Source organism: Desulfosalsimonas propionicica (assembly GCF_013761005.1).
Lineage (GTDB): Bacteria > Desulfobacterota > Desulfobacteria > Desulfobacterales > Desulfosalsimonadaceae > Desulfosalsimonas > Desulfosalsimonas propionicica.
On sequence record NZ_JACDUS010000017.1, the window covers coordinates 37,948 to 49,051 of the forward strand.

An 11,104-nucleotide genomic window follows, 5' to 3' on the forward strand; every position below is an offset into this window, starting at 1 on the left:
CGCCCCCCTTACGGTTTGCGTTGAAAAAAAACAAAATTTGGCATCTTTTAAACAAGGGACGATCACAATGGACAGCTTCACCGGATCTGCAAACAATTTTTGGTCTTACCTGTGGCATCTGCACGTGCAAACCAAGAACATGTTTGCCTTTCGCTTTCCCTCAACATTTCTGAGCACAACGGCAGACAACGGGACGGAAAAACACGAGGCGGATTTTTCCGAGGATGTACTTCCGGCCGGAAGCGGAGACGATTCCGCAGGACACGGGGGAAACGGTGGCAAGGACCCTGGCGATTATACCCATTACAGCGCCCGGCAGAAAATCGGGCTGCTTGCCGGGCCTTTGCTTTTTTTGGCAATTTTTCTGATGTCCACTCCCGAGGGCATGACCCCTGAAGCCCATGCCGTACTGGCAAGCACTGCATGGATTGCCGTATGGTGGATATCCGAGGCCATCCCCATACCTGCCACGGCTTTGCTGCCCATTGTACTGTTTCCGTTGACCGGGGCCATGAATACCTCCAGTGTTACGCCCTCTTACGCCAATCACCTGGTGTTTCTCTTCATGGGCGGCTTTATGATCGCCCTGGCCATGGAGAAATGGAATCTTCACAGGCGCATCGCCCTAAACATCATCCTGATGATCGGCTGCGGGCCCAAACGGATCATACTCGGATTCATGACGGCCACGGCCTTTCTTTCCATGTGGATCTCCAACACCGCCACCACCATGATGATGGTGCCCATCGGACTTGCCGTTATACAACAGTTTGCCGTGCTGATAAAAAAAGAAAAGCTGGATGTAAACGTATCTCTTGGCAAATTCGCGTTCGGCACCGCCCTTATGCTGGGCATCGCCTATTCGGCCTCCATCGGAGGCGTTGCAACCCTGATTGGCACCCCTCCCAATGCGGTGTTTGCAGGCGTGGTCAAGGAAATGTACAACCAGGAAATCGGTTTCGGGCAATGGATGACCTACGGCGTGCCACTGGCCGTGGTATCGCTTCTTTTCTGCTGGTACTACCTGACCCATTTTGCCTTTAAAATCACATTCAAAGAACTTCCCGGCGGGCAGGATCTCATCCGCCGGGAACTCGGTGAGCTCGGACGGATCGGCAAAGAAGAGCTGCACGTGCTCATTGTGTTTGCCTCGGTTGCGTTTCTGTGGCTGGTCCGGGGTTTTCTGCTTTCGGATATATTTCCGGGCATGAGCGATGCCACCATTGCCATACTTGGGGCGCTGGTGCTTTTTGCATGGCCGGTTGACCTCAAAAAAGGGCGTTTCCTTCTGGACTGGAAGACAATGAACAGGCTGCCCTGGGGAATTCTCATTCTTTTCGGGGGCGGCTTTGCCATTGCCGGCGGATTTTCCGAAACCGGGCTCGCCGAATGGATCGCCATGCGGCTCAAAGTTTTGGAAGAGGCGCCGATGGTGCTCATTGTCTGCGCAGTGATTACCATGGCCATATTTTTAACGGAAATCACATCCAATACCGCCACATCGACCATGCTGATGCCGGTTATGGCGGCCATGGCCCTGGCCATGGGCATGCATCCCTACGCGCTGATGGCAACCGCGGCGCTGTCCTGCTCGTTTGCCTTCATGCTGCCGGTGGCAACACCGCCCAACGCCATTGTTTTTGCCAGCGGTTACATAACCATACCACAGATGGCCAGAGCAGGGGTGTACATGAACCTGTTCGGCATCATTATCGTTACGGTGCTGACCATTTACTACCTGGCATGGGTCTGGGGTATCGACTTGATGAGCGTGCCTATCTGGGCATAGGACCCGGAACTTTTCTGACCCACAGATCCCGTTGGGGAAACGGAATTTCAATGTTGTTTTCTGCCAGTGCATTGTAGATGGCCATGTAGAGTTCATGGGCCACAAGACCCCGCTGTTCAGGCCGCTCAATCCAGCAGAGCAGTTCAAAATCCAGGCTCGAGTCCCCGAATCCCCGCATGCGAACCCGTGCAGCAGGCTGCTGACAGACACGGGTGTGCCTTTTGGCCACATTTTCAAGCAGGTCCACCACCTGTTGCACATCTGAGCCGTAGGCCACGCCCACCTTAATCCGAATGCGATACTTGACCCACCGGCCGCCGGACTCGTTGACGATCTTGGCGTTGGCAATCACGGAGTTGGGGATTGTTACCTCCACGTCATCGCGGGTCAGCAGGCGTGTGGAGCGGATACCCACCTTGGTGATCTCGCCGCGCTCGCCGGAATCCAGCACAACATAATCTCCGAGCTTGTACGGGGCATCCGCAATGATAAAAAAACCGGCAAACAGGTTGGCCAGCGTGTCCTTGGCCGCAAAACCCACAGCAATACCAATGACTCCGGCCGAAGCCAGCCACGCGGTGGCATCGATGTGCCATACCTGCAAAAGCGCATATGAGCCAATGGCAATGATGACAACCGTCATCATCAGGTCAAACAGGGGAAGGGTCCGCTCTTCCACAATGGCAAAGCGGTCGCGGATTTTGCCAAACATTTCCAGGGCAATGCGGCTGGCCTGAAGGCTTGCACGCATCAACTGCAGCAAAAGCAAACTCAGCAGCACCCGGATGATGACGCTGGTGGCAAATTCGTTCAGCGCAAGGGTGTGCAAAGCGGTCACCAGACTGATATAGCCCACCAATAGCCCGGCCACCCGGGCGCCCACCCGAAGCAGCTTTCCCATCAGCTCTGCATTGGCCCGGTCCGCAATCCGAAGCCCCCAGTACAGGATGAAGCGCGGCACCAAAAAGGCCAGCGACAGGCCCACCACCACAATCACCAGGGCCAGGAGAAATGGATACGCCCCCAGCAGGCGCCAGGTGCTTTCAAGCCATGCGGGCAGCCAGGAGGGAACACTGGCGGCAGATCCGGTCAATCCGTTCATGCAGAATTCTTTCGTTGAAAATGTTGTTTGGACGCATCGTCTGTTTATATTATAGTTACCATATACAGCCGATCCGTCAAAAGGCTTTCACCTCCCAGGGCAAAAGAAAGAGCGCATGCGCGTATTGATGGTTTCCGCCAACACCGAGCAGGTCAGCATACCGGTTCTGCCGCTGGGACTGGGCTGCGTATCCGCAGCCGTCGAGTACAGCGGCCATGATATCCGTGTGGTCAACCTCATGGCACCCCGGCATGTGGACCGGCTCCTGGTGCCGGCCATTATAGAATTTGTGCCGGATGTCATCGGCATTTCTGTCAGAAACATCGATGACCAGGACAGGGACGCACCCAATTTCCTCCTGTCCCGGGTAAAACCGGTGATCAAAGAGTGCCGCAGGCGCTCAAATGCCCCCATTGTTCTGGGCGGAGCGGGCTACAGCATATTTCCCGAATCCGCCCTTGATTACCTGGGCGCGGATTTCGGCATCCAGGGCGAAGGGGAATGGGCCATGTGTGAATTGCTTGGGCGCATGGAAAAAGATACCTCATTGGACGGGTTAAACGGGCTCTGGAGGCCCAGCAAAGGCCTTGCGGCACCCCCTTTTCAAAACCCGCAGATGGATGCCTATCCCATGCCGGAGCCCGGTATTCATCTCAGCGCAGGCCCATCCGGAGATGGCCATGAACTCATGATGCCCTTTCAGACCCGCCGGGGCTGTTCCATGAACTGCAGCTACTGTTCCACCCCGGCCATCGAAGGCCGGCATATGCGCAGCCATGCGCCAGAAACCGCTGTAAACAATCTGCGGCGGTTTTCAGAAAGCGGATTTGATCGCTTTTTTTTCGTGGACAACACATTCAACCTCCCCGACTCGTATGCCGCTGCCCTGTGCGACCGAATCGCGGAAGCGGACCTTGATATCACCTGGCAGGGGATCATTTATCCCGCCGGCCTCCACGAGACCCTGGCTGAAAAAATGGCCCGGGCCGGATGCCGCTTTGTGAGCCTTGGTTTTGAAAGCGCAGACGAACAGGTGCTTTCGGCCATGAACAAAAAATACGGCAAAAAAGAAATCCGCCGGGCATCAGAAATTCTTTACCGGCACGGCATTGAACGAATGGGGTTTCTGCTGCTTGGCGGGCCAGGCGAAACCCGGCAGAGCGTCAGGCAAAGCATTGCATTTGCAGAATCCCTTGAACTCGAAGCCGTCAAGCTCACCGGCGGCATCCGCATCTACCCCGCCACCCCGCTGGCCGACATCGCCCGGCAAAAAGGATTCATTGCCCCGGATGCCAGCCTTCTCAAACCCGTGTTTTATCTTGAGCCCGGCCTGGACGGCTGGCTGCAGGATACAGTCAAAGAAGCCGTTTCCCGGAATAACGGGTGGATGCACTAATGGCCGCCCTGCTGGTTTTGCTGCCCAAGAGCCTGGCGCACCTTTATTGCAAGGTCCTTTTGTGTAAAGGGCTTTTCAATAAATTGCACACCCTTGTCCAGGACCCCGTGACAGGCGATGAGATCTGCGGTATAGCCCGACATGAAAAGGGTTTTCAGCGCCGGATTGTTCACTGACAGCCTGGCGGACAGGTCCCGGCCGTTCATCTCCGGCATGACCACATCCGTGATCAGCAGATCAATCCGGCCCTCATGACTTGCGGCCAGGTGCAATGCATCCTCGGGTTTCCGGGCCGTTATCACTGCATAGCCCAGCTTTTCGAGCATCCCCCGGGTCAGGTGGACAATGGCGGCTTCATCCTCGACAATCAGTATGGTTTCCGTACCTGTGGGCATTTGTTCATGGGATTTCGCTGATGACCCCTGCCCCGCCTCTTCGGGCTCATGGCGGGGCAGGTATATTTTAAAGGCACTGCCCTGTCCGGGCTCGCTGTAGACATTTATAAAACCGTTGTTCTGCTTAACAATCCCGTAAATCGTGGACAGGCCCAGGCCGGTGCCCTTGCCTGTCTCCTTGGTGGTATAAAACGGCTCAAACAGATTTTTTTGAACGTCTTTTTCCATACCGCAGCCGTTGTCACTGACGGCCAGCATGACATACTCACCGGGGACAAAATATGGATACACCCGGCAGTAATCCTGATCAATGACCACATTTCTCGTCTCTATGGTCATTTTGCCCACATCGGATATGGCATCCCGGGCATTGACCGCCAGATTGGCCATGATCTGGTCAACCTGGGACGGATCGATTTTCACCGGCCACAAACTGCCGCCCGGATGCCAGGAAAGATCAATATTTTCGCCTATCAACCGCTGCAACATTTTCAGCAGGCCCGAAACCGTGTCATTTAAATCCATCTGCACAGGACTGATGGTCTGTTTGCGCGCAAACGCCAGAAGCTGCCGCACAATGTCAGCCGAGCGTCTGCCGGCATTGTAAATTTCCCGGATGTTTTCATAAAGCGGCCCTCCGGACTCGAGCATATCAATGGAAAGCTCTGCATACCCGTTGATGATCGACAGCATGTTGTTGAAATCATGGGCCACCCCGCCTGCCAGCCGGCCCACGGATTCCATTTTCTGGGCTTGATGCAACTGGGCCTGGAGTTTTTCCTGTTCCTGCTCTGCCTGCTTGCGCTTGGTAATATCAATATGGGTGCCGAGCATGCGCCGGGCATTTCCCTTAACGTCTTTTTCCACGGTTTTGCCGCGATCCAGGATCCATTTAAAGCCGCCCTCCTTTGTCTTCATCCGGAATTCGAGCGCAAAAGGCGCAGTCGATGTCAGGTGCCGGAGAACGACGCTCTCGGCTTTTTCCAGATCATCCGGGTGCAGCAGCCGGCGCCATGTCGCATAGGTTTCCGGCAGCTCATAAGGCTCGTATCCAAGCATCGTGTACCAGCGCGGACTGAAATAAACCTCGTTGATATCCGTGCGCCAGTCCCATACGCCGTCACTGACCGCATCCAGTGCCAGGCTCAGGCGCTGCTCGCTTTGGCGCAGGGCATCTTCCATCTGTTTTTGCGCGGTTCTGTCATACAACATGGACAGCATGACCGGCCGGTCCCCCAGGTTGACAGCCTCGCCAGACCAGAGTGCATGGACAACTTTGCCGTGCTTTGTTTTGAACTCAACGGGCTCATCCTTGAAAAATCCGTGCTTGTTGAGTTTTTCCACAATACGGTCCCTTTCAGCGGGATCCGTCCAGATGCCCACCTCCTTTGAACTCCGGCCGATGCTCTGTTCCTTGGTGTAGCCCAGCATGTTTACCCAGCGGTCGTTGACATCAATGAATTCACCTGTTTCAATATCGGATATGACCTGGGGGGCGGGGCTGGATCGAAACGCCTTTGCAAACCGCTTTTCACTTTCTATTAATTGCTGCTGGGCCAGCTTGCTTTCGGTGATATCGGTAAGAAAAGACAGGTTTGCCGGTGCCCCCTCCCAATCTATAATCTGGCCATGGACGCGGAGCCATTTCACTGCACCGTCAGCCGTGATCACCCGGAAATCAGATTGTTTCTCCCGGAACTCCCCCTGCATTGCCCGGAGATGAAGATCGCGCATGGTATCCCGGTCATCGGGATGAATAAAGACCGTAAAGGGCGCTGCGGTAATCCGGGCTGCGCAATATCCCAGGATTCGTTCAACCGCGGGGTTGACAAACTCAAGGACCTCCCCCCGAACCACCAGGATGCCTTCTTCCGCCTTTTCAAACAGGTAGCGGAATTTCTCCTCGCTTTTTTCCAGGGCCTCCCGGGTCTGCCGTTGCCCGGTAACATCCCTTGAACTGAATATAACGCCCTGCGCACGGCCGTTTTGATCCTTTACATAAACGCCCCGCGTCTCAAGCCACAGATAAGATCCGTCCGCGCACCTGAAGCGATACTCGATTCTGGCCGGGTCGTCTGATCCCACAAGCGCCTTATATGCCTGCAACACCCGATGCAGATCATCCGGGTGCACAAAAGCAAACACATTTTTTCCGACCAAAAACTCCGGATCATAGCCGAACATTTCATGAGATTTTCCCACAAACCTGAGGTTTCCCTCCAGGTCTGCAAAAGAGACCAGATCCAGCATGTTTTCAATGATGGTGGTCAAAAACGCACTCCGGCTGCCGCATTCGTCAAGACGAATGCGCAGCTCCCGGTTCTGCAGCTCGGCTTCAAGCTGTCTGACCTTCATTTCATGAAATATCCGGCGGATGTCGTCGTGCGTCAATGTGCTGCGGCTTTCTCTATCATTGATGAATATGCCGACTTATCGGATGGTTTGACAAAAAATAAAGCGCACGTGAAATTACAGGCAGGGTTCAACCGTCTGGTCAATGGCCCCGCGCACTTTTGCCGCCAGTTCCTGAATGGAAAAGGGTTTTTGCATGAATTGCACCCCCTGGCCGGGCACACCGTGGACAGCGATAACATCGGCGGTATAGCCGGACATGAAAAGCACCCTGAGCCTGAAACTCCCGGCGGTCAGTTTTTCGGCCAGGTCCCGGCCGTTCATCTCCGGCATGATTACATCGGTTATCAACAGATCTATGGTGCCTTCATATTCACGGAAAAGCTGTAACGCCGCTTCCGGCGCTGCAGCCGTGAGCACCTTATAACCCAGGCTTTCGAGCATCTCCCGGCCCACCTGCAGAATGGCCGCCTCATCCTCGACCATAAGTATGGTTTCTGAACCTGCGGGCAGGGGCGCCCCGGATTGCACTGGAATTTTCGGGCAGGATTGCGGGTCTTTGCAGCGGGGCAGGTATATCGTAAAGGTCGTGCCCCTGCCGGGCTGACTTGCCACATTGATAAAGCCGTTGTGCTGCCGGACAATGCCGTAAATTGTGGACAGACCCAGGCCGGTACCCTCGCCGGTTTCCTTGGTGGTAAAAAAGGGTTCAAACAGGTTGTCCTGCACTTCGTTTTCCATTCCGCAGCCGTTGTCCGTGACCGCCAGCATGACGTATTGCCCGGAGGCAGGGCCTTCTTGCGCCTTGCAGCCACCCTCATCCAAAACAATATTTTTTGTCTCTATGGTCAATTGGCCCACATCGACAATGGCATCCCGGGCATTGACCGCCAGATTGGCCATGATCTGGTTGAGCTGGGAGGGATCGATTCTGACCGGCCACAGGTTGTCACCGGGGTGCCAGACAAGCTCAATGTTTTCACCGATCAGGCGCTGCAGCATTTTCAGCAGCCCTGAAACAGCGTCGTTGAGATCCATTTCCACCGGAGAGATTGTCTGCTTGCGCGCAAACGCCAGAAGCTGCCGGACAATGTCCTCTGAGCGCTTGCCGGCGTTGTAAATTTCCCGGATATTGGCATAGAACGGCGCTTCCGGATCCAGCATGTCAATGGTCATTTCCGCATACCCGTTGATAATGGCCAGCATATTGTTAAAATCATGGGCAACACCGCCTGCCAGCCGGCCCACGGACTCCATTTTCCGGGACTGGAGCAGCCGGGCCTGCAATTTCTCCCGCTCTTTTTCCTCCTGCTTGCGCCCGGTGATGTCAATGCAGGAAGCAATACTGCGGCTGGTTTCGGCAATCATGTCAATGGCGATCAGCAGGTTGTAGATCCGGCCGCTTCGGTCAATAAAACGGCATTCATACTGGCCGGGTGCCGCATCCGGATTTTTGCGCCGCAAATCATGTTTTTCCTTCATCCAGGCCACATCATCGCAATGAACAAACTCAGGCCAGGATTTTCTTCCTTCGAGCGCCTGCCGGCGATATCCGGAAAGTTTTTCAAAATTGGAATTGACCCGGGAAATGGTGGTGTCTTCTTCAATGATGAGCATGGCTGAACCGGATGTCTCGAATATGGCACGGTAGTAGTTCTCGGAACGACGCAGGGCTTGTTCAGCGGCCTGTTTTTCCCGGGACTCAGCGCGCCACATCTTCAGGGCAACGGTCCAGGAAAACACCAGCACGCCAAGACAAATCAATGCGATCAAAAGCGCGGCCCGGGTGAGGCCAAAGGCGGTTTTGCGCTCAAGGCGCGCATGGATCAACTCTACAAGATTCCGGGTCTTATCGGAAAACGCAAGCTGATTTTTCGTATACAGCCAACCGCCAAGCAGATTGAACGCTTCTTTTTTCCTCGCCCTGCTGACAAGGTCAAAAGCCTGCTCCTCAAGGTTGTGGGTAACCGCCAGGTGCTGCCGGATTTCATTGATAAGCCGGTCCACTTCCGAAGACCCGGTCAAATCCGGGATTTTTTCCAGCAGGGCCTTTAACTCCGGCCGGGTTTCCCGGTAGGTGGTTTCCCAATTGAGATCCCCGCTGCTGGCGCCGATAAGGGCGGCCATTTTCATGGTTTCGGCATGCAGCAGCAGCTGCCAGGAGCAGCGCTCCATGACAAACTCCCTTTCCTTCAGGGAGGTCAGCAGATGATAGGAATAAACCAGGTGCCAGACCAAAAGCCCCACCAGGACAAGGGTCATGGCAATGGAGGCAAAAATCCACGGCCGCGCCGAGCGCTCGCGGACGGTGGCGGATTCATGTTTTTTTCCGTTTCGAATCATGGGCCGGTTATCGTGAAAAGGCATTATTGATCCAGCCAGGTGCTGACAAGCGCGTCATTCTCCCGGATCCAGCGCAGGGCCGCCTGAAAATAACTGGTGTTTTCATCCTGTGCGTAAAGCATCACCTGCTCCATATCCTTCGGACGCCATTTGAAATTTTTTAAAAGTGCATACACATCCGGCATGTCTTCGGCCAGCCCTCTTCTGGCAAACGTGCCAATGTATTCTTTGCCGCCATAAACGCCCAGCGGGTCCTGGAGATACCTGAGATCCCATTTGGCAAATTTCCAATGGGGTGTCCAGCCGGTGACAACAATCCAGTCGCCGTCCTCCACGGCGTTTCCAAGGGCTGCGGTCATGGTGCGTCCGGATCCGGAAATCAGCTCAAATTCCCCCAGGCCGTATTTGGCCATGGCTTCTTCGGTTTTTGCCATGATTCCGGCCTGGGGATCGATACCGATGATCCGGCGATGAAATTTTTCCCGGTGCCTGCTGAGTTGCGCAATGGAATCGATTTCCACGTATGCCGGGACCACCAGCCCACTTCGGGTGCCCTCCAGATTGACACCGAGAAACTTCATTTGCGGCCCGTATGCCTGCAAAAAACCCGCCTGCAGCGAAGGCAGCCAGGCGGCCACCATGCCGTCCTGGTCCCCCTGGGCCACTGACTCCCACATGGCGCCCAGGCTGACCGGCAGCAGCTCGCACTCACGGTTGAGCTTCTTTTGGATAACAGCCTTGATCACATTGGAACTGGCCTTTTCCGAGGCCCAATCCACATAAACAATCTTTACGGGATTTTTGGTTTTTTCCGGCTCATCAACACCGGTTTCCTCGGATATACAGCCGGAAAAAAGGATAAAAATCCATAAAAGCAGGCACAGAACCCTTGGGGCACAGCCGGGGATGCGGGAAAAAGAAAAAGGTGACAGATTACAGCCCTCCGCTGATCGTTGTTTACACAAAATCATTTATAATAAATCAATACGATATTGCCGTAAACATTTTTATCAAAAAGGACTTCTGCCCTTGCAACAGGCCATCGAGGACACATGTAACTATTGAAATGTTCTTATGGAATGCGGATTATCTATTTGGGTTCTGTCGGTCTTTGGCAGTTGGGCAATCTTTTTCTGCAGTAATCCAATTTTAGAAATATTATAAATTTCTGATGTTTTAAACATTAAAAAAATTGTTGACATTTATTTCGCGTTGCCATAAAGTCCTTTTTCAGGATTATCAAATTGCTCACCACCCAAGCGGTTAAGATTTTTATGAACGCTGAAATAAACAACGTTTTTTCCAAAAATAATTGTCCAGAACTGCGACCCTTCCTATTATGTTCAAAACTTTACTATCTGATCAATACAGGTTTTGGAATTAAGTCGCCTGCAGGCGATAGAGCTTGCTTGCGAAAATTCATTTCAATAAATCCGGTAGATCTTGAAGTCTTCCCGGGATTTGCTCTCCGGTTTTCGTTTAGAGAAATCAGATAAGATGGACACACATGCTGTAATTCTGAATACTATATAATATCAAAAAGTAATATTTAATTTTGACTTAACCAAGATGCAAGTCTTATGTGGCAAACATTGGCAACCCGGAAGGAGGTGAAGAATAGCGAAACATACATAGGGCTTCCTGAAAAACTTGCTTCAAATTTCTGTGCATAACCCCGGCCGACCCTGGAGAGGGCTTCCAATTTGACTCAGGATAAGCAGATTATA

Annotated in this window: 6 protein-coding genes; 2 read left to right on the forward strand and 4 right to left on the reverse strand. The window is 53.6% G+C overall.

The features are described 5' to 3' along the window. Window positions 1-67 precede the first annotated feature (67 nt). Entirely contained in the window at window positions 68-1,789 is a 1,722-nt protein-coding gene (locus HNR65_RS17165; RefSeq protein WP_181552765.1) for an SLC13 family permease, read from the forward strand. Here the strand turns inward: HNR65_RS17165 and HNR65_RS17170 are convergent. Further along, window positions 1,776-2,690 carry a mechanosensitive ion channel family protein gene (locus HNR65_RS17170; protein WP_435051294.1) on the reverse strand — a complete coding sequence of 305 codons (915 nt, stop codon included), beginning with the start codon at window positions 2,688-2,690 and terminating at the stop codon, window positions 1,776-1,778. The two genes, HNR65_RS17165 and HNR65_RS17170, sit on opposite strands and share 14 nt — an antisense overlap. A gap of 316 nt (window positions 2,691-3,006) precedes the next feature. On the opposite strand from HNR65_RS17170, the gene HNR65_RS17175 reads away from it, so the two are divergent. Continuing rightward, window positions 3,007-4,287 carry a B12-binding domain-containing radical SAM protein gene (locus HNR65_RS17175; protein ID WP_181552767.1) on the forward strand — a complete coding sequence of 427 codons (1,281 nt, stop codon included), beginning with the start codon at window positions 3,007-3,009 and terminating at the stop codon, window positions 4,285-4,287. On the opposite strand, the gene HNR65_RS17180 is transcribed toward HNR65_RS17175, so the two are convergent. From HNR65_RS17180 to HNR65_RS17190, 3 genes are all read right to left on the reverse strand, one after another. Next, a complete protein-coding gene (locus HNR65_RS17180) occupies window positions 4,284-7,037 on the reverse strand; it encodes a hybrid sensor histidine kinase/response regulator (RefSeq protein WP_181552768.1) in 2,754 nt (917 codons plus the stop codon). The genes HNR65_RS17175 and HNR65_RS17180 overlap by 4 nt on opposite strands. A gap of 114 nt (window positions 7,038-7,151) precedes the next feature. Next, window positions 7,152-9,401 carry an ATP-binding protein gene (locus HNR65_RS17185; RefSeq protein WP_181552769.1) on the reverse strand — a complete coding sequence of 750 codons (2,250 nt, stop codon included), beginning with the start codon at window positions 9,399-9,401 and terminating at the stop codon, window positions 7,152-7,154. Beyond that, window positions 9,401-10,348 (reverse strand): glycine betaine ABC transporter substrate-binding protein, encoded by a 948-nt coding sequence (locus tag HNR65_RS17190; protein WP_232364822.1) that lies wholly within the window; start codon window positions 10,346-10,348, stop codon window positions 9,401-9,403. Before HNR65_RS17190 ends, HNR65_RS17185 begins: the two co-directional genes overlap by 1 nt. Between the last annotated feature and the right edge of the window lie 756 nt (window positions 10,349-11,104).

What these genes read in the sequence shown, in the direction of transcription:
- HNR65_RS17165 (WP_181552765.1), top strand. Translation starts at nt 68, where the DNA reads ATGGACAGCTTCACCGGATCTGCAAACAATTTTTGGTCTTACCTGTGG.
- HNR65_RS17170 (WP_435051294.1), bottom strand. Translation starts at nt 2,690, where the DNA reads ATGGGAAAGCTGCTTCGGGTGGGCGCCCGGGTGGCCGGGCTATTGGTG.
- HNR65_RS17175 (WP_181552767.1), top strand. Translation starts at nt 3,007, where the DNA reads ATGCGCGTATTGATGGTTTCCGCCAACACCGAGCAGGTCAGCATACCG.
- HNR65_RS17180 (WP_181552768.1), bottom strand. Translation starts at nt 7,037, where the DNA reads ATGAAGGTCAGACAGCTTGAAGCCGAGCTGCAGAACCGGGAGCTGCGC.
- HNR65_RS17185 (WP_181552769.1), bottom strand. Translation starts at nt 9,401, where the DNA reads ATGCCTTTTCACGATAACCGGCCCATGATTCGAAACGGAAAAAAACAT.
- HNR65_RS17190 (WP_232364822.1), bottom strand. Translation starts at nt 10,348, where the DNA reads ATGATTTTGTGTAAACAACGATCAGCGGAGGGCTGTAATCTGTCACCT.